This window comes from Helicobacter sp. 13S00482-2, from assembly GCF_002272795.1.
In the GTDB taxonomy this organism is placed as follows: Bacteria; Campylobacterota; Campylobacteria; order Campylobacterales; family Helicobacteraceae; genus Helicobacter_J.
In genome coordinates, this window is the sequence record NZ_MLAT01000015.1 from 1 (window position 1) to 19,695 (window position 19,695).

19 protein-coding genes are annotated in these 19,695 nt (G+C 34.1%); 14 read left to right on the plus strand and 5 right to left on the minus strand.

The window, feature by feature from the left end:
* Window positions 1–520: 520 nt before the first annotated feature.
* The 5 genes from BKH42_RS07095 to BKH42_RS07115 all read left to right on the plus strand — a co-directional run bounded on the left by BKH42_RS07095 (window position 521) and on the right by BKH42_RS07115 (window position 7,369).
* Entirely contained in the window at window positions 521–3,157 is a 2,637-nt protein-coding gene (locus tag BKH42_RS07095; protein ID WP_095295923.1) for an autotransporter outer membrane beta-barrel domain-containing protein, read from the plus strand.
* A 77-nt stretch (window positions 3,158–3,234) separates the two neighbouring features.
* Window positions 3,235–6,024, plus strand: a complete 2,790-nt coding sequence (gene napA / locus BKH42_RS07100) for a nitrate reductase catalytic subunit NapA (RefSeq protein WP_095295924.1) — start codon at window positions 3,235–3,237, stop codon at window positions 6,022–6,024.
* Window positions 6,025–6,035: 11 nt separating this feature from the next.
* Window positions 6,036–6,566 (plus strand): nitrate reductase cytochrome c-type subunit, encoded by a 531-nt coding sequence (locus BKH42_RS07105; protein WP_095295925.1) that lies wholly within the window; start codon window positions 6,036–6,038, stop codon window positions 6,564–6,566.
* A complete protein-coding gene (locus tag BKH42_RS07110; protein WP_095295926.1) occupies window positions 6,567–7,019 on the plus strand; it encodes a 4Fe-4S binding protein in 453 nt (150 codons plus the stop codon). It abuts the gene before it with no gap.
* A 17-nt stretch (window positions 7,020–7,036) separates the two neighbouring features.
* Window positions 7,037–7,369, plus strand: coding sequence for a chaperone NapD (locus BKH42_RS07115; protein WP_095295927.1), 333 nt, complete (start codon window positions 7,037–7,039; stop codon window positions 7,367–7,369).
* Between the two features lie 10 nt (window positions 7,370–7,379).
* On the opposite strand, the gene trmA is transcribed toward BKH42_RS07115, so the two are convergent.
* The 4 genes from trmA to waaF all read right to left on the minus strand — a co-directional run bounded on the left by trmA (window position 7,380) and on the right by waaF (window position 10,980).
* Window positions 7,380–8,489, minus strand: a complete 1,110-nt coding sequence (trmA, locus tag BKH42_RS07120) for a tRNA (uridine(54)-C5)-methyltransferase TrmA (protein WP_095295928.1) — start codon at window positions 8,487–8,489, stop codon at window positions 7,380–7,382.
* Window positions 8,490–8,514: 25 nt separating this feature from the next.
* Complete coding sequence (locus BKH42_RS07125; RefSeq protein ID WP_095295929.1) at window positions 8,515–9,270, minus strand: outer membrane beta-barrel protein; 756 nt, start codon at window positions 9,268–9,270, stop codon at window positions 8,515–8,517.
* Window positions 9,271–9,374: 104 nt separating this feature from the next.
* Window positions 9,375–9,962 (minus strand): flavin reductase, encoded by a 588-nt coding sequence (locus BKH42_RS07130; protein WP_095295930.1) that lies wholly within the window; start codon window positions 9,960–9,962, stop codon window positions 9,375–9,377.
* On the minus strand, window positions 9,952–10,980 hold the full coding sequence (gene waaF / locus BKH42_RS07135) for a lipopolysaccharide heptosyltransferase II (protein WP_095295931.1): 1,029 nt from the start codon (window positions 10,978–10,980) through the stop codon (window positions 9,952–9,954). Before waaF ends, BKH42_RS07130 begins: the two co-directional genes overlap by 11 nt.
* An 86-nt stretch (window positions 10,981–11,066) precedes the next feature.
* Here waaF and hisS point away from each other — a divergent pair, with 86 nt between their 5' ends.
* Window positions 11,067–12,389, plus strand: coding sequence for a histidine--tRNA ligase (hisS, locus tag BKH42_RS07140; protein ID WP_095295932.1), 1,323 nt, complete (start codon window positions 11,067–11,069; stop codon window positions 12,387–12,389).
* Between the two features lie 247 nt (window positions 12,390–12,636).
* Here hisS and BKH42_RS07145 read toward each other — a convergent pair whose 3' ends face one another.
* On the minus strand, window positions 12,637–12,852 hold the full coding sequence (locus tag BKH42_RS07145) for an outer membrane beta-barrel protein (protein ID WP_095295933.1): 216 nt from the start codon (window positions 12,850–12,852) through the stop codon (window positions 12,637–12,639).
* A gap of 600 nt (window positions 12,853–13,452) precedes the next feature.
* On the opposite strand from BKH42_RS07145, the gene BKH42_RS07150 reads away from it, so the two are divergent.
* The 8 genes from BKH42_RS07150 to BKH42_RS07185 are packed head-to-tail and all read left to right on the plus strand — an operon-like array spanning window position 13,453 to window position 19,631.
* Window positions 13,453–14,103, plus strand: coding sequence for an META domain-containing protein (locus tag BKH42_RS07150; RefSeq protein ID WP_095295934.1), 651 nt, complete (start codon window positions 13,453–13,455; stop codon window positions 14,101–14,103).
* On the plus strand, window positions 14,100–14,687 hold the full coding sequence (locus BKH42_RS07155) for a YigZ family protein (RefSeq protein WP_095295935.1): 588 nt from the start codon (window positions 14,100–14,102) through the stop codon (window positions 14,685–14,687). The genes BKH42_RS07150 and BKH42_RS07155 overlap by 4 nt, the downstream gene beginning before the upstream one ends.
* A gap of 2 nt (window positions 14,688–14,689) precedes the next feature.
* Window positions 14,690–15,133, plus strand: a complete 444-nt coding sequence (gene hemJ / locus BKH42_RS07160; RefSeq protein WP_095295936.1) for a protoporphyrinogen oxidase HemJ — start codon at window positions 14,690–14,692, stop codon at window positions 15,131–15,133.
* A gap of 8 nt (window positions 15,134–15,141) precedes the next feature.
* A complete protein-coding gene (gene argH / locus BKH42_RS07165) occupies window positions 15,142–16,533 on the plus strand; it encodes an argininosuccinate lyase (RefSeq protein WP_095295937.1) in 1,392 nt (463 codons plus the stop codon).
* A complete protein-coding gene (gene ubiE, locus BKH42_RS07170) occupies window positions 16,514–17,266 on the plus strand; it encodes a bifunctional demethylmenaquinone methyltransferase/2-methoxy-6-polyprenyl-1,4-benzoquinol methylase UbiE (RefSeq protein WP_257874285.1) in 753 nt (250 codons plus the stop codon). The genes argH and ubiE overlap by 20 nt, the downstream gene beginning before the upstream one ends.
* Window positions 17,259–18,647 carry a cation:dicarboxylase symporter family transporter gene (locus tag BKH42_RS07175; RefSeq protein WP_095295938.1) on the plus strand — a complete coding sequence of 463 codons (1,389 nt, stop codon included), beginning with the start codon at window positions 17,259–17,261 and terminating at the stop codon, window positions 18,645–18,647. Before ubiE ends, BKH42_RS07175 begins: the two co-directional genes overlap by 8 nt.
* The gene (xseB, locus tag BKH42_RS07180) at window positions 18,640–18,867 is read left to right on the plus strand and encodes an exodeoxyribonuclease VII small subunit (protein WP_095295939.1); all 228 of its coding nucleotides are present in this window, start codon (window positions 18,640–18,642) and stop codon (window positions 18,865–18,867) included. The genes BKH42_RS07175 and xseB overlap by 8 nt, the downstream gene beginning before the upstream one ends.
* Window positions 18,864–19,631, plus strand: coding sequence for a carbon-nitrogen hydrolase family protein (locus tag BKH42_RS07185; protein ID WP_095295940.1), 768 nt, complete (start codon window positions 18,864–18,866; stop codon window positions 19,629–19,631). The genes xseB and BKH42_RS07185 overlap by 4 nt, the downstream gene beginning before the upstream one ends.
* The last annotated feature ends 64 nt before the right edge of the window (window positions 19,632–19,695 follow it).

Consider the following 19,695-nt stretch of genomic DNA (forward strand, 5'->3'; position numbering starts at 1 on the left):
ATAATCTAAAAGATTTTAAAAGTTCTAAAAGATTTGCAAGATCTAAGGATTCATAGGATTCTAACAGAGGAGGTTTTTCTCATTGATTTGTTTTTGCTTTAGAAGGATTTGGATTTTACAAGATTCATAAGATCTAAAGATTCTAAAAGATTCATGAGTTCTAAAAAGATTTGCAAGTTCATAGGATTCATAGGATTGGACTTTAGATATTACACAAGCAGCACAAAACAAACACAATCACCTAAACGTGATGTGTTCTTTAAACCATCTTAACATTCATTTGGTATTCATTCCGTTATACCCACTCATTCAATTATTTTTCATAGGACCCAGGGGAGGAATGAATAAGAATGATACCCTCACTTCAAAAACATTTCAATTCAGAACCATAAATAATAAATATTATCATTGATTATCTATATAGAAAAAATATATTTAAATATTTATTCAAATGTTATAAATGGAATGCAATTTGTTTAGAATCATGGTATTTAACAACAATAATTAAGGCAAAAGAGGAATGAATGGACGCATTTTAATCCTTATTTTTATGTTTATCATTTTTGATCCGCCTTTATCTGGGACTGTTTATGATAAAGATAGTGATATTTTTTATAATACAAATATTCCAATTGGTGGTACTGGGTTAATGCCATCAGAAAATACTTATATAAATAACAATGCTATTGTTAATATCAACTTGATAGCTTCGGGAATTGTAAGGGATGATTGGTTTACGGCCGCATTTTTCACAGGCAATGGTCCTACATATAGTTTTAATGGGGATGGACAGATTAATTTTTTCTATGATGGCACACGCATTGGACCTGATCCATTTATGTTTGGATTATTTACTTACAGGAATTCTTCGAGTAGAGGTTATCTTCAAAGCAATATTATTTTTGATGTGAATGTTTCATTAAGAGTGGCTGATAACTCAAATATTGGTAGAGGTGTATTTGTTGAAAATGGAGCGACTCCAGGTGTTCCTGAGGGGTCTTTCATCTTCAATAAAAATCTTTTTGTTGATGTCAATAATTCCAAAATTTTCAATTCAACTTTTACTCGAACAATATTTTTTACAGAAAATGCTGCAAAATCTAACATATATGTCAATGCAGATCAAAACACCAAAGAGGTTGTTAATCCTAATAATATTATTCAACTAAAAGGAGATATTAAAGTAGGAGATGACACTGATTTTTATATGAATCTGACTAATTCAAGTTCATTTTGGATGGGAAAGATTTATCAAGATCCAAGAAGTATATCCTCAAATTTCAATCTCAGGCTTGAAAATGGTGCTAAATGGTATCTTACTTCTGATGGCAGTGCTAAGTATTCTACAATCAGGAATCTTATTATTTCCAATCCTTCTATAGATTCATCTACGCGTTTAGATCCTTTAAATGAGAAGAATTTTTCTATTGTAGATTTGTTTAAATACGATTCTAGCACTGCACCTGGAATTTACTGTCCTAATGATAATTGTCCTAGAAATTTTGATACTTTTTTGCCTAGAATTCTTAAAATTGATGGTATGCTCAGTGGAGAAAATGGTATTTTTAGATTGATGGCAGATATTGGAAGTAGAAAAGTAGATACAATAAAATTAGGAACTCTTAAAGGGCTACAATATATCCAAATCTATCAAAATCCTACCAAGATTTTCTTAGATGCTAGTGGCAAAAATATGATTGTGGCTTCTGCAAATAATGTAGATGCAGGAGCTGATTTTAAGGGACTTGCTACGATTATTGGCTTATATGATTATGTTCCAATATTACAGAGGGTTCCAAATGGCGGAGGAATACAATGGATATTAGCGAGTTTTGATAACGTTCCTAATCAAACGGCCAAGTCACTTGCTAATATTCTTTATGTTCCTTATCAGATATTTCGTCTTGAAGGCGATTCTGCACATACACGCATAGATGATATGATCTATCCCCCCACTCTTAATGGTCTATGGGCAAAGGTATATGGAGGAGGGATTTATGCAAAGCAACCTTATGGGGCTAAAACCACTCAAAATCTGTTTTATAACTTTCAAGGAGGTTATGATAAAGGAGAAGTATATGATCAGGAGAGATATTTTTATGGAGGCTCTCTTGATTATACCAAAATGAATATACAAGATGATGGATTTCAGGGACATTCAAATTCCTTAGGTATGGGTGTTTATGGGGGATATGTGAATGAAAAAGGGTGGATTTTAGATGCAAATGTGAAATATGTTTATAGTAATATTTATGCCAATCTGATTCAAGCAGATCATCCTCTTGATTTTGGAAATCATATCTTTTTGCTTAGCGCTAAGGTGGGGTATAATTTTTATCCTTTCTATCACACTAGAACAAAAACTATCGAAAAGTGCATACAAAAAGTTTTCTGCAGAAACGATATTGAAAAAGTGAAAGTTAGAGATGAAAGCATCTATATTCAACCTTATTTTACTCTCACTCCTGGAATGATACTTGGAAGGAAGAATATCAATTTTGAAGATAAACAATCTCATTCTAATGTTAGCGCACATCTTCATTTTAGTCCTACGCTTATCACAAAGCTTGGTTTGGCATTGAACAAGCGTTATGATTATTTGTATTCTGCTTTGAATCTTAGAGGATTGGTTGAATATAGTAATGATATGAATTTGGGAGGAAATGTTACATTAGTAGATGATGCGAATATTCCTTTGTATATTGATAATAAAACAATAGATAATCGATTGGGCTTAGGAGGAGGAGTGGATTGGATGTTTTTCAATGATAGTTTGAAATTTCACACAGATTTTAAAACTGAATTTTTTGGGCATATCAATACTTATTGGCTACTTTCAGCTGGAATTTCTTACAAATTTGGCCAAAAAGCACCTAGAACTTATAAATCTCTAAATCTAAGACCGATGCCTCCAAAACCTCAAAAAGTGACTCCTAAAAAGTATTTCAGTCCCTATAATGAAAGACAAGAAGCTAAAGATAAAACTTTCTATGACAATAATCATTTCAAAGATTATGGGGGAGATAAAAAACAGATCATGCAGAAAAAACAAAAAGAACAGCAAGAAAAACAAGAAGAACAAAAAAGAAGGGAAAATAAAATCACTCCCTTGAAGGCTTGGGAAAGCACTAGACCCGTGCCAAGAGTTCGTGAGTAGGATTTTGACATATATCAAGTTTTGAGTTTATTATCAGATATACAATCTTTATGCTAAAAAGCATAAAGGAGAAGATGATGCCTCAAGAATTTAATAGAAGAGATTTTATCAAAGCCGTTGCTATAGCCTCAGCGGCTTCAAGTGCAGGATTGAGTATACCTCAAGCACTCAGTGCAAATGCACAATCTGCCCAAAAAGATTGGAAATGGGATAAGGCTGTGTGTAGGTTTTGTGGTACTGGATGTGGGATTATGGTGGCCACAAAAGATAAAAAAATCATCGCTGTTAAAGGAGATGTTAATGCTCCTGTGAATGCTGGACTCAATTGCATCAAGGGGTATTTTTGTGCGAAGATTATGTATGGAGAAGATAGGCTTACAGAGCCGCTTTTGCGTGTGAATTCTAAGGGCGAGTTTGACAAAAAAGGGAAATTTGTTCCTGTGAGTTGGCAGAGAGCTTTTGATGAAATGGAAAAACAATTTCGCAAAACCTACAATGAGTTAGGCCCTAAAGGCGTGGCTCTTATGGCAAGTGGTCAGCATACTATTCCTGAAGGTTATGCGTGTGTGAAGCTAATGAAGGCAGGTTTTAGGAGTAATAATTTAGATCCCAATGCAAGACATTGTATGGCAAGTGCAGTCATAGGTTTTATGCAAACTTTTGGTATAGATGAGCCTGCAGGTTGCTATGATGATATTGAGCTCACTGATACGGTTGTGACTTGGGGTGCAAACATGGCTGAAATGCATCCGATTTTATGGAGTCGTGTTACAGATAGAAAGCTCAATAATCCCTCAAAAGTGAAGATTATTAATTTGAGTACCTACACAAATAGGACTTCAGATATTGCTGATATTGAAATTGTATTTAAGCCCTCCACAGACTTAGCTATCTGGAATTATATTGCTAGAGAGATTGTCTATAACCATCCAGAGGCTATAGACAAGAATTTTGTGAAAGAGAACTGTGTTTTTAGCACAGGAGTTGTGAATATTGGCTATGGAATGCGAAACAATCCTGATCATAAAAGTTTTAGTAATGCAGAAAAAGAGACCCTCAAAAAAGAACTCAAGAAAAATTTGAGTGAAAATGAAGCCATTGCATTGCAGTATTTAGGAATGAAAGCAGGGCAAGAGATGAAAATGGAAAATGTTTCTAAAGCAGATGCTCATTGGGAGATTTCTTTTGCTGATTTTAAAAAGGCATTGGAGCCTTATACGTTAGATTTTGTAGCAAGTCTAGCTAAAGGGAATGAGGATGAAAGTATTGAAGATTTTAAACAAAAACTTCATGCTCTTGCTAATTTTTATATTGAAAAAAATAGAAAAGTGATTAGTTTTTGGACAATGGGATTCAATCAACATCAAAGAGGTTCTTGGGTAAATGAACAGAGCTATATGGTTCATATGCTACTTGGAAAACAAGCTAAACCTGGAAATGGAGCATTTTCTCTCACAGGACAGCCTAGTGCTTGTGGGACTGCTAGAGAGGTAGGGACATTTTCTCATAGACTTCCAGCGGATATGGTGGTCAATAATCCAAAACATCGCGAGATTGCGGAAAAAATTTGGAATCTTCCTGCAGGAACGATTAATCCAAAGCCTGGTTCTCCATATTTGAATATGATGAGGGATATTGAAGATGGAAAGATTAAATGGGTATGGGTGGCAGTGAATAATCCTTGGCAAAATACTGCTAATGCAAATCATTGGATTAAAGCAGCTAGAGAAATGGATAATTTTATTGTTGTGAGTGATTGTTATCCAGGAATTTCTGCAAAAGTTGCAGATCTTATTTTGCCTAGTGCGATGATTTATGAGAAGTGGGGTGCTTATGGTAATGCAGAGCGTAGGACACAGCATTGGAAACAACAAGTTCTTCCTTTAGGGAATGCGATGAGTGATACTTGGCAGATTTTTGAATTTGCTAAACGTTTTAAAATCAAAGATATTTGGGATAGAGAAGATGAAGAACTCTCGCTTAAATCGGTTTTAGATCAAGCACAAAAAATGGGCTATAGCCCTGATGATACGCTTTTTGATGTGCTTTTTGCAAACAAAAATGCAAAGAGCTTTACCCTAAAAGAGAGATTATTGCAAGATGGAGCTATCAACTCTGAAGTTCTTGGAGATGAGCGAAATGTTATCGGTACTGATGGGAAACCTTTTGAGGGCTATGGATTTTTTGTGCAGAAATACCTTTGGGAAGAATATAGAAAGTTTGGCGTAGGACATGGCCATGATCTAGCAGAATTTGATATTTATCATCAGGTGCGAGGACTCAGATGGCCAGTAGTGGATGGCAAGGAAACAAAATGGAGATTCAATGCCAAATATGATCCTTATGTTAAAAAACTTGGAGATGGAAAAGAGTTTGCTTTTTATGGTAACAAAGAAGCTTCTTTGAATCAGGGTGATTTAATAAAACCTACTGATACAAAGGTATCCATACATAATAAAGCAAAAATATTTTTCCGTCCTTATATGGATCCTTGTGAAATGCCCGATGAAGCATATCCGATGTGGCTTTGTACAGGAAGAGTGCTAGAGCATTGGCATAGTGGAACGATGACAATGAGGGTACCTGAACTTTATAAGGCCATGCCAGAGGCTTTATGTTATATGAATCCTGATGATGCACAAAAAAATAATTTCAAACAAGGTGAAGTGATTTGGGTGGAGAGCAGGAGAGGAAAGGTTAAGGCAAGAATTGATATTAGAGGAAGAAATAGACCTCCAAAAGGTTTGGTTTATGTTCCATGGTTTGATGAGAATGTGTATATCAATAAAGTCTGTTTAGATGCGACTTGCCCACTTTCTAAGCAAACTGATTTTAAAAAATGTGCTGTAAAAGTTTATAAGGCATAAGGGAGGATAAGATGAAATTCAAAATATTGGCTTTAGTCAGCTTGTGTGTATTTTTTTTGGCGTGTTCAGATGGTGGTAAAAAAATAGATGGGTTCGGTGATGATTCTTTGGGGCTTAGAAAAACTTCTTTGCAAGATGAAAACAGTGTTCAACTTAGAGATTTTCAATACACTCAAACTCCAGCAGGAGAGTCAGAAATAATAGAGCGATCTTATGAAAATGCTCCTCCTTTGATACCTCATAATACAGAGGGGATGCTTGATATCACTCAAGATAATAATATGTGCCTTAGTTGTCATTCTGCAGATGTCGCACAATCAGTAGGGGCAACCCCTGTTCCTAAATCTCACATGTATGATTTGAGAAATCACAAAATAATCAAAGATGGTATCACACAAGCTCGGTATAACTGCACCCAGTGCCATGTTCCTCAAAGTGATTTAAAACCATTAGTAAAAAACTCTTTCACTCCTATATTTCGTAGTGATAGAGAAAAAACAAGATCAAATCTATTGGATGTTATCAATGAAGGTGTGAAATAAATGCACTCAAGAAGGGATTTTTTTGCCTTAAAGAAGACGCGTGCTTTTATATCCCTCCCTTATGTGAAAAAAAATACACATACTTGCACAAAATGCGAGGGGTATTGTGTGGGCGTGTGCGATGAGGGTATTATTTTTAAAAAAGAAGGTGGAATTCCTTATTTGGATTTTACAAATAGTGGGTGTGTGTTTTGCAGAAAATGTGCGTTTGTGTGCCAAGAAGAAAAGAAAGGTGTTCTAGATCCTGCTATGGAAGATAAAATAGTGGGGAAGGCCAAAATTGATATATCTTCTTGTTTGGCTTATTCAAAGGTGGTTTGTCTATCGTGCAAAGATATCTGCAATGGTTTTATTAAATTTAGCGGAATGTTTTATCCAGAGGTTCTTGATGATTGTAATGCTTGTGGGTTGTGTGTGAGTGTGTGCCCACAAGGAGCGATCAGTATTGTTTAGATTTTAGAAGGAAAAAAATGAATATTTCAAGTGTTATTCTTAAGGTCAATCCAGAATATTTAGATTCAATAATCCAAGATATTGATGGTATAAATGGGGTTGAAGTTGCTATGTCTGAGAGTGGTATTATCATCGCTACAATAGAGGCTATTGATTCTAGCGAAGAGATTTCTATTTTTAAGCAACTACAGGAAATTAAAGGGGTATTTTCTGTTAATGTTCATTGTTCGTATTTTGAAGATGAAACTGAAAAATTACTTTCAGCAGAGGAAATCTCAAGACTTATAGAAGAATCAGACTCCAAAGATATTTCTTACAAAGGCAATCCTGATTTTTGGATAGAAAAGTGAATTAGAGAGTTCAAAATTTCTTTAAAATCAGCCCACATTCAAGATGATGCGTGTATGGAAACTGATCAAAAATCCCGCAATGCTCAATCTTGTGCGTTTTTTGCAAAATTTTCAAATCTTCTTTGAGTGAGAGGGGGTTGCAGGAGATATAAATAATGACATCAAATTTTTGAATGAATGTTAGCATATTCGCATCATTAATTCCACTTCTAGGAGGATCTAAGAGAATATGTGAGAAGTTGAATTCATTTAGATTGATTTCCCTAAGACGAAAAAAATCCCTTTCCCTATTTAGAGCTTCTATGGTTTCAGCACCACTTAAACGTGCACAGGTGATATTATGGATTTGGTTTTTTTGGGCATTTTGTTCAAGTGTTTTGATAGCGGATTTGACAACTTCAGTGGCGAAAACTTTTCTAAATCTCTTAGAAAGTGGTATCGTGAAATTTCCACTTCCACAATACATTTCTAACAAGTCACTTTTTATATTAAGAGGGAGTTTTGAGAGTACAAATTGTATCATTTGAATATTTATATAGGGATTGGGTTGTGAAAATCTACCTTCTTGTTGTATATAGAAAAATTCTTGTTTATCAATACATAAGATTTCATTGATGAAGTCTTTACCAATAGTGATTTTCTCTCCCTTGCTCCTACCTATAATTGAGCATTGTAGCTTTTGAGTAAGTTTAGCAAGCGTTTTTTGCAAGTCTTGATCTAGTTTTTTATGATAAATAAGCGTGATGATGGTTTCGCCTGATATGCCTCCAAGCACCCTGACTCCATAGAGTTTATATCTGATGATAGGATTTTTATTGATAATTGTAAGCAGTATTTTTAGTTTGTCTTGAAGGTGAGGTAGGATAATTGGACAAGAGATGATTTTAACCCGATGGTTTTTGCCATAAGCATTCATTGATAAGTAGATTTTATCATTTTCTGTATGTAACCTGAATTCAGCTCTAGCCCTAAAACCACTAGCAGGAGACAAAAATTTTTCGACATCCTGATCTTTGATATGAAAAAGTTCTAGGAAGGTATGGAGTTTTTTCTCAAATTGAATAGTATATTCTTGAGATATTTGACATCCTCCACATTCTAGAAAGCTTTCACAAAACATTTATAAATACCACGTTGATACGAGGTCAGAATAAATAGGCGTAGTTAAAATGATAGGAGGCATTTGCTGTTATTTTTACATTTTGATAAACAAATGATGAGCTTTTTTCTGGTATTGCTTTTGTGCTTCCATCAGCACTATAGCTATCAGAGCCAAACACACTAAATGGCAATCTTGTCTCAAAAGCAAATTGATGTTTTTTGAAATAGTAATGGAGTCCAACATTGATATAAGCACCATTTCCAAAAAGTGAATTTTGAAATGAAATAAGATTGCCATTGCCATTGCCTGCAAAATTAATATTTGTTTTACCGTTAATATAGTTGGCAAATTCATAGCCAACACCTGCTGAAAGCCCTAAAGAAGTATTCAGAGAGTTGTAAAAATCAAATAGATAATCCATATCCATTCCATATCTCAACGCAAAATAACTTGCTTTTTTCTCAATATATATTCCTGCAGTTGTTTGGCTACCATCTTCCATGCTTAAAGAGTAATCACCCATATTTAAATGTGCCCCAAGACGCAATCCGTGATGTGGAGTTCCATAAAATTGATATCCAATTTTAACTCCATAATTGAAAGAGGTTTTATAATGAGTCCCCAAAGATGCTTCATTTGATGGAAGCATAAGATTTTTTTGTATATCATCTGAATATTTGAAGGTCGCCGCATTCAAATCAATCCCCACAAAAAAGCCAGTTTTTTCCTTTGCATCCATTCCAAAAGAATTTGTTATGATTAAAAATCCAGAAATAGTGGCTAAAAAAAGCTTTTTCATCTTCTCTCCTGTGTATGTAAAAATATTATTTATGGACAAAAATTATATCATACATAGAATCCGTGCTAGATGCAACCATGGAAGTTATCATTTAATTTGACGCCTTATAGTAAATCTTTGCTTTGTATGAATTGATTTGGGAGTTGATAGTAGTTTCCTACTCTTCCGATATTTTTCAAGATAAAATGCAGATCTTGTGTATAGACCTTATCATCAATAAAGCATTCTTTTGCCTCAAGTAACAGTGATTGTGAGTTTTTCCCAATGTTGAGTAAATCATAAAATTCGCACATAAAAGCAACGTTTATTTCTTTGGGAATAGGAGGATAGTTGCTATGAATGATATGCATACCAATATTGAAATTTATCGCTTCACTTACTTCATAAGGAAGTTCTTGTGAGCTTTGATGTAATGATTTTAGATTGTTTTGCTCTATCATTGAAATACTCGCTTTTTGATTTTTTAAGATATTTTTTAATGTGTCTTTTATTTCCCCATTACTTTTGGGACTGATGCAAACAGAGAATATCACAGGATCTGCACTTAAAACACCAAAAAAACTAAAAGGAGCTAAATTTAACACTCCATTCTCGCTAATAGTGCTTATCCAGGCGATTGGGCGAGGCGTGATGGTATTACTCAATATTTTGTATTTTGTAAGAGGAGAACTATCATTAAAGCTAATGTTCATTCAAAATCCTTGCTGAGAGAATAGAATTCGCACTTGTGATGACTTCGGTGGGCGTGATGAGTTTCATACAGTTGTGATGAGTTAATGGACAATCTCTTTTTTTGCACGGAGCACAGGGTATTTTTTTGTTCATTATAATCGAATTTGGGTGTTTCCAAGGAAATGAACCTCTATCATCTGTAGGTCCAAATATCGCTATCAACGGCACCCCAAGAGCACTAGCCATATGCATAGGGCCACTATCATTGGCAATAAAAAGATCTAGATTATTGATATTATCAATGAGTGAGTTGATGGTAGTTTTACCACTCAAATCTGTTATGTTTTTCATTATCTCTTGATTGTTGGAGAGTTTCTCTATCATCAAAATAATTTCTTTAGCGGGTTCAACATCATTTTTATCACCAAAAAGAATCACTTCATAGCCCTTTGATATAAAATTAAAAGCTACCTGTGCAAAATATTCTTTTAGCCATCTTTTGGCACTTCCAAAAGCAGCTCCTGGACTCAGACCAATTTTTATGTGGCTATTTTTGGATTTTTGATTTGTTATCAGTTTTAGTTTTGGAGTTTTTTCTATCATCTCTTCTTCAGATTGCTTCAATATATTTTTGAGCAATAAGGAATATAAGAGCACTTGATGAGTGTTTTTTTTAATTTTTGGAGCATAGGTGAGTAAAAAAGATCGGCAATTTTTGCGATACCCTATTCTGATGGGTGATTTTGTCCAAAATAACAAGAGTGCTGAAAATATATTATTAGTGAAGGTGATGGCTATATCGTGAGAACCAATTTTTTTTGCAAGTTTGTAGGTTGCAAAAAAGCGACTTTTTGATTTTTTGGTTTCATCGATAAAATGTGATGTTATGGATTTGTCACGATCAAATATTCCACAAGTAATAGGTGTGCCAACTATTGTAAAACTAGCTTGTGGAAAATGCTCTTTGAGTAATTCAATAGCAGCAGTTGCCATAATCGCATCTCCTAGCCAGTTTGGTAACCTCAGTAAAATCCTCATTTGTTTCCTATAGACATTTATTTAAATTGAATTTTACACAAAAGAGGATAAAATTCAAGCAATTCAACAATCCGGAGAGTTTTTTAATGCTAGTTGTACCTAGAACATTGAGTGGGTTTAAAGACAGATTGCCTAAAGAAGCGATGGCAAAAGAAAAGCTATTAGGAAAGGTTTCCAAAGTGTTTCAAAGCTTTGGATTTGTTCCCATTGAGACTCCTCATCTTGAATATGCTGAAATACTCATCAAACAAGGTAGTGATGAAATTCAAAAAGAGCTCTATGCTTTTAAAGATCACGGTGGTAGAGATGTTGCACTTCGTTTTGATCAGACGGTGCCTTTGGCTAGATTTATCTCTCAATATCATAACCAAGTTGATCTTCCTTTTAAACGTTATGTTATTGGTAATGTTTTTCGTGGAGAGAGGGCACAGAGGGGAAGATATAGAGAATTCACTCAATGTGATTTTGATTTTATTGGGAGCAATTCTGTTGTATGTGATGCTGAGATTGTAGAGGTTATTTATTCTTCTATGGAGTCTTTAGGTATTGAAGAATTCACTATTTGGCTCAATCATAGAGAAATTCTCAATGGAATTTGTAAATATTTTGGGGTTGTGGAAAAAAAAGATATTCAAACAACTCTTAGAGTCATTGATAAACTTGATAAAATTGGCGAAGATGGTGTGTGTGTTGAGCTTAAAAAAGAGCTTAATATGACAGAGAAAAAAATACAAGGCTTACTTAAGGCAACAAGCATAAAACAGATTGGATCTAGTGATGAATTTTTTGATGAAATATCGCCAATGAAGGAATGGAATGAGGAGTTAAAAAAGGGAATACAAGAGCTTGAAGAAATGTATCAAATCCTCTCAAGTTTGCAAATGGATAGGGATACTTATCGGGTTAATTTTTCTATTGCTAGAGGACTTGGATATTACACAGGTATTGTGTATGAGACTACTTTGAATTCCCTTAAAAGTTTAGGGAGTGTTTGTTCAGGTGGGAGATATGATGATCTGACAAGAACATTTTCAAAAGAAAAACTAAGTGGAGTGGGTGCTTCCATTGGTATAGACAGACTTTTAGCAGGGCTTGAAGAACTTGGATTGCTGAGTGATAAATCTACAAATGCAAGGATCTTGATTTCTTGTATGGATGAAGCTTATTTTAGTTATGCACACGCTCTTGCAGAGTCATTTCGTAGTAGCAATGTGAATACAGAAGTATATCCAGAGGCCACAAAATTAAAGAAACAATTCAGCTACGCACATTCCAAAGGACACGAATTTGTGATCGTTATTGGGGAAGATGAATATGCATCTAAAACCATCACAATCAAAAATATGACCTCAGGAATGCAATTAGATAGGCTTAGTTTTCTTAAGATTCTTGAAATCATCAAAGAATAGCATAGAAGAGATTTAATTAGTATTACTAATTAAATTAGAGGGCTCAAAATCTATAGGTCTAGCTGAATTTAACTCTTGCAAAACCCATGAACACACCTTCTTCATAAGCCTCCTATTGGGGTTGAAGAAGTGCTTGAAGGTATGCTTTGTTTTATAGTTCCCCTTCCACTATAACCATAGATAGTGAAACTAAAAGGAAGTTTCAAACCAAATTCAAATTCGTTGTTCTTGATGCAGTAATGTGCTCCTAGATTGAGATAAGCACCATTTCCAAAAAGTGAGTTTTATACGTTACTGAGGTAGTTCTATTATCGATAGTTGTTGTTCTAGCTACATAATTAGCTAACTCGTAACCAAAACCAAAGGAAAGCCCGATAGAATCCTTGCTTGTGTTGTAAAAATCATACAGATAATCCACATCAATACCATATCGCAGACCAGGATAATTCGCTTTTTTCTGCATCTTGTATCGTCTTTGTTCTATAATTCTAGAACTGAAGTATCTTTTTTGGTCTTGAGTAGCTACCCATATTGAGGTGGGCTCTTATACAAAACCCTTATTTGGGTGTCACATAGAGTTGATAAGCTCCTTTTAGTTCATATTAAAGGGTTTTATTTGGGAAACCCATTATACTTTCATCAAATGTTGTAGATGGACATAATTTTCCTGACAATAAACCTGATACTTTATCATTATAATCAAAAGCACTAGATCCTAGATTGACCGCATCAAAACTCACTCTTTGCTTCTTTTTTATTCCAAAAGAGACACTAGTGATAAGCGAAACTGCCATTATAGAAGTATAGATTTTATTTATTAATTATATTTTAATTTTATTTTAAGATGATTTATTAAATCTTATATCTTATTATAATTAGCTTAAAATTATTAATTAATGATTTATATTAATAATAAATTTATTTTTTATAATAATTTTAATAATTTTGAATGATGACTGGACACCTAAAAAAATTCGCTAGTGTTTGGGATTTATTATCAAGATTTGGGTATCATTTTTGCTTTTAAATTTCAAAGCTATATTTATCGAATGGGGTTGTCATAATGAAGTTTTTTGGTTTGGTTTTAGTGGGCGTATTTTTTACCTCGTGTTCATTGTTTAATGCTTTTGATGGAAATATCTCTCAGAATAATTGGAAAATACAAAAAATCATTGTCGGAGGCAAGGAATACCTCTCCCCGCAATCGCTAAAGGCAGAGACAACAAAGAATTCTCAAGCTTCACAAGAGATTGAACAAAACAATTCAGATGGTATGAGCAACGAAGATGACACTGCAAATGCGTTGTCTTCTGGACAAAATACTCTTCTTTCTGATTCAGATATCAATGCAACTGATGATATGCAAAATGATTCTGATAATATCAAGCAAACTAAACCATCTTTGGTTGAAGGTGAATTCACTAGTTTAAATGAGATTTCTACAATGACTTTTGATCCATCTCAACACAGAATTTATGGTCTTGCTGCTTGCAATAATTATTTTGCTAGTTATGCTTGGAAGGATGATGATCATATTGAGGTTGGCAATACAGGGATTACTAGGAAGCTTTGCAATCCTGATGAGTTGATGAGTTTTGAGTTTAGGTTTATGAGGGATTTTAATGGACTATTCACAATTACTAGAAATAAGTCCTCAATGATATTAGATAATGGAAAAATGCAGATATATCTTCAAGCAATAAATCCGCAATGAATACAATCCTAACTCAAGTGCATTGTGAAATCACCATTAAAGGCTCAAGGTTTTTGGCTTTTTTGATTCCTTTTGATGATTTTGAGCAAACCTTAAATCAGCTTAGAAAAACCCACCTCAAAGCCGCTCATTTCGTTTATGCTTATCGTGCTATGATAAAAGATCAGCTAAATGAAAGGTTTAGCGATGATAAAGAGCCTAAGGGAAGCTCTGGAATGCCCATTTTGAATGTCTTAAGAGGAAAAGAACTTATCAATATTGTAGCAATTGTCGTGCGGTATTTTGGGGGCACTTTGCTAGGAGTGGGTGGGCTTGTTAGGGCATACACTCAAAGTGTGCTTGAATGTTGTCATCTAGGGGAAGATTCGGGAGCTTTTTTGAGATTTGAAAGATTTAGCACTAGCTATTTGGAATGTGAATATTCACTCTTAGGACAGCTTGAGTATTTAGCAAAAAAACTTGAAATTATTTTAGAAAAAGAGGCTTTTTTGCAAAAGGTGGTTAAAATCAAAATATCAGGTTCAGCAACAAAAGTGGATTCATTTCTAAAAGAGTATGAGCAGGATTTAAAATTCAGGAGTTAAGTATGGAGATTCTGAGTGAATATTATTCGTGGATTAAAGTAATGCATATCATTGCCTTTGTTTCTTGGATGGCAATGCTCTTTTATCTCCCTAGAATCTTTGTTTATCATAGCGAAAATAGATCAAATAAAAGCTATACTGATATTGCAAAAGTTCAAGAGAGAAAGCTTTATTCATTTATTGGTAAGCCCGCTATGGTTTTAACTCTGATCACAGGGATTTTGATGATCGCTATCAATCCTACGTTATTTAAAATGGGAGCTTGGCTACATCTAAAGCTACTTTTTGTGGTATTTTTATTGATCTATCATTTTGTGTGTGGTTATTACCTCAAGAGATTTAAAGATGATAGGTGTGAAAAAAGTGGTATATTTTTTAGAATATTCAATGAAATACCTACGTTGTGTTTGATAGTGATTACTATTTGTGCAGTGATTAAATTTTAGGAGAAGTGATGGCAAAATTATGGGGCGGAAGATTCACCCAAGATAGTAGCAGTTTGTTAGATAGCTTCAATGCTTCCATTGCTTTTGATCAAGAACTTTGGGAATACGATATTGCCGGTTCTAAAGTTCATGCAAAAATGCTTTTGAGTATTGGTGTTTTAAAAAGATCTGAATATGAAAGCATTATCAATGGACTACAGAGTATTGCAGAACGGATTAAAAAAGATGAGTTTGAATTCAAGATTGTTGATGAAGATATTCATATGGCCATTGAAAGTGCTCTTATAGATCTTGTTGGTGAGGCGGGGAAAAAACTCCATACCGCTAGAAGTCGAAATGATCAAGTTGCACTTGATTTTAGAATGTATGTCTTAGATTATAATCGTAAAATCAGATTAAAAATACTAGATCTAATGGATACTATCTTGGAAGTTGCCAAAGAACATACTGATACTATTATGCCTGGAATGACACATCTTCAGCACGCTCAACCTATTAATTTTGGATTTCATTTGGTTGCTTGGTGCGTGAGCTTAAAGAGAGATTATCAAAGATTTTCAGACAGTTTTGAGCGTAATAACTTTCTACCATTGGGTGTTGGTGCATTAGCTGGGACACCTTATGGCAATGATAGAGAAATGATGGCAAAAGATCTAGGCTTTAAAGCTCCTACCTTGAATGCTATGGACACTGTTAGCGAAAGAGATTTTGCACTAGATATGCTCTATGATATTTCAATGCTTTTAATGCATATCTCTAGATTTTCAGAAGAGTTAGTGTTATGGAGTAGCTATGAGTTCAAATTCATTTCTATTTCAGATGCGTATTCTACTGGAAGTTCTATTATGCCCCAAAAGAAGAATCCTGATGTCCCTGAACTTTTGCGTGGAAAAAGTGGGAGAGTTTTTGGAAATCTTATGGGGCTTCTTAGTGTTATGAAGGGATTACCTCTTGCATATAACAAAGATACACAAGAAGATAAAGAAGGTGTATTTGATAGTGTTAAAACCACAATGATTTCTTTAGAGATACTAAAAGAAGTTCTTGCTAGTATGAGAATCTATCCAGAAAATATGCTAAAAATGGCAAAAATAGGTCATTTGACAGCTACAGATTTAGCTGATTTTTTGGTCAGAGAAAAGCAATTGCCATTTAGGGAAGCGCATCATATCACTGGAGAGGTGGTGGCTTTTGCTGAGAAAAAAGGTGTCGATATTAGCGAATTGAGTGAAGATGAAATATTTCAAATAACTTCTTTAAAGCTTGTAGGAATTGAAAAAATATTAGATATTAAAACATCAATGAATGCACGAGATAGTCTTGGAGGGACATCTACTCGTAGGACAAAAGAACAGATAGATGACTTAAAAAACTGGATAGATGAGAAAAAAAATGGATAAACAAAAACAGATTATTGAAATGTTTGATAGTATTGCTCCTACCTATGATAGTGCTAATCGTATATTGAGTCTAGGAATTGATGTGGCTTGGAGAAAAGAAGCTTGTAAAAAAGCTTTTGAATATTTTGGAGAGGATAGCCCTTCGGTGATACTTGATGTTGCTTGCGGAACAGGAGATATGATTTTGCATTGGGAAAGAAATGCTAAAAAATTTCAAAAAGATTTTGGAAAAATTATTGGTATTGACCCCTCTAACGGAATGTTAGAGGTGGCTAGAGAAAAACTTAAAAATCAACTAGAATCAAGAAAAGTAGAACTTTTTTTAGGCGAGGCAAAAAACCTCACAAACATAGAGAAACAAAGTGTTGATATTCTTTCCATCGCTTATGGCCTTCGAAATGTTGTCGATATAAAGGAAGCTTTAGGTGAATTTGCTAGGGTTTTGAAAAAAGGAGGAGTTCTTGTTATATTGGAATTCACAAAGAAAGAAAAAGAGAATTTTTTAGATAAGATGATGGGCTTTTACACGAAAAAAGTCTTACCAATTATCGGTGGTCTGTTATCAAAAAACTATAGGGCGTATAAATATTTGCCAGATTCTATTGATGGTTTTTTGACTTCAAGTATGCTTATAGAAGAATTGAATAAGCTTGGAGTTCAGATGAAATTTATCAAAGGTTATAGTGCGAATATTTCAACTCTTTTAATTGGAGTAAAACAACAAAATGAATAATAAAACTTTTTTAAATAGCTTTTTGGCTCTCTCAGAACCAATCACCTGGATTGCTTTGGTTGTTTTGTTTGCCTGTTTTTATTTTCTATGGATATTACAGAAGAAAAATTTTAGTTTCTCCTTGCGAATGTTTATCTCACTTTTTATGGGAATTGCTTTTGGCTTTGTGCTTCAAGCTATGGCAGACTATCCTGCTCAAGATCAGATCCAAAACATTCCTTGGCTAGTTGAAATCAAGACTTGGCTTGGTTTTTTTGGTAAGGTATTTGTAGGTTTTATCAAGATGCTTGTTGTTCCGATTATTTTATTTTCGTTGATTCGGATTATCTTGCATATTGATAATGGTATTAATCTTAAGGCACTCTTGAGTAGATCAATTTTTTGGCTTTTATTCACAACAGCAATAGCTGCTAGTGTGGGAATTTTTTTGGCAGTTAATTTCGGGTTAGGACAAAATCTACAATCTATTGCAGGTGTAGTGGAGATAAGGAAGGTTAAAACCTTTACAGATGTTTTATTAGGGCTTGTTCCAAGTAATCCAGTATTTGCTATGAGTAGTGATAATATTATTGGAGTAGTGATTTTTACATTTTTTATAGGCTTTTCTGCTAGAGCTATTTCAAAAAAAAAGGAATTTCAAGCTATCTCTAAAACCCTTGAAAATCTTGTTGAGATGGGCTATCAGATAATGATGTCAATGACCTTGTTTGTGATTCGCTTCATGCCCTATGCGGTCATATGCTTGATGAGTAATACTTTGATTTCAAATGGTTTTGGAGCCATCAGAGATACCATATTGTTTGTTATCTTAATTTATTTGGCAATGTTTATTATGCTTATTATAAATCTTTTGCTAGTTGCTTTGCATGGTTTGAATCCTTGGATTTATTTCAAAAAATCTTTAAATACTTGTTTATTGGCTTTCACAACTAGATCATCAGTTGCGATGTTGCCTTTAAGTATTTCTACTTTGATAAACAAACTAGGAGTGAATGCAGGAACAGCGAATTTTACTGCCTCTTTAGGTAGTACTGTTGGACTTAATGGTTGTGCAGGATATTTTCCTGCTATGACAGCTGTGTTTATCGCTAATATTTTGGGTGTGCAGATTGATTTTAGTTTTATGGTGATGGTTGTTATGGTCGCTATTTTAGGATCTTTAGGGATTGCTGGGATTCCTGGAGTGGCTACGATGGCAGCTTCAATTATGCTTGCAGGGATTGGTTTTGGGGATCATTTTGGACTTCTTGCGATTGTATTAGCTATTGATCCCATCTTGGATATGGCACGGACATTGAGTAATGTTTCTGGGGCTATGACCTCCGCTGTTTGTGCAGATAAGGAATTGGGCACACTTAATAAGGAGATTTATAATGCATAAAGAAGAAATATTGAACGATCTTAGTTTTGAAACAAGGATAGAAAAAGCCAAGGAAATTTTAAGCAACCTAGGGAATCAAAATTTAAATCTAAAAGATGGATTAACCTTATATAGAGATGGGATAAAAGAGCTTGAATTGGCACAAAGAATGCTAGAGAATGCAAAATTGGAATATCAAGAATTAAAAGCTCAAAATATTCAAAATAAGGAACAAGAATGAATCTTGCAATTTTTCAACTCTCCTCTCTCCCATTAAAAGAAGAAAAATTATCTACTTATGCAAAAACCATTAAAAAAGGTTCGATAGTTGTTCTTGGTGAATATGTTTTAAACTTTTTTTTTCACGATTTTAAAAACTCTCCAAAAGAGCTTCTCAATAAAATTGCTCAAAGCAAACTCACACAACTAAGCAAACTTGCAAAAAAATATCATCTCACCATTGTTGCACCCATTGTGTGTGGTGATGAAAAAAAGATCTATAAAAAAATTGCCATTATTGATGGAGATAAAACAGATTTTTATATGCAACAACGATTAATTTCTTTCTCACATTGGAATGAAGAAAAGTTTTTTGCAAATCCTAAAAGTAAAAGTTTTAAATTACCTTACATTTTTGAAAAAGATGGGCTTAAAATAGGGGTACTTTTTGGTTTTGAATTGCATTTTGATGAGATATGGATCAAGCTTAAACAAGCAGGTGTGGATGTGGTCATTTTATGTACGGCAAGTACGTTTGATTCTAATGAGAGATGGAGAGATTTGTGCAAAGCTAGAGCTTTTATTAACTCTTGTATAGTGGTTCGGGTCAATCGGATTGGAGAGTGCATACAAGAGGGGCTGAAATGGAAGTTTTATGGCGATAGTTTTATAGCTTTGCCAAATGGAAAAATAGAAGATAATCTAGGTGAGAAGGAAGAAATTTTGTGTTTAAATATACAAAGAGAACAAATTGATGAATTTGTAAAAGAGTGGAATTTTAGGTAATTTCAAAGCATTCTTTGAAAGATAAATAAAATTTCGGTATAATACGCACTCAAATATCGCAATC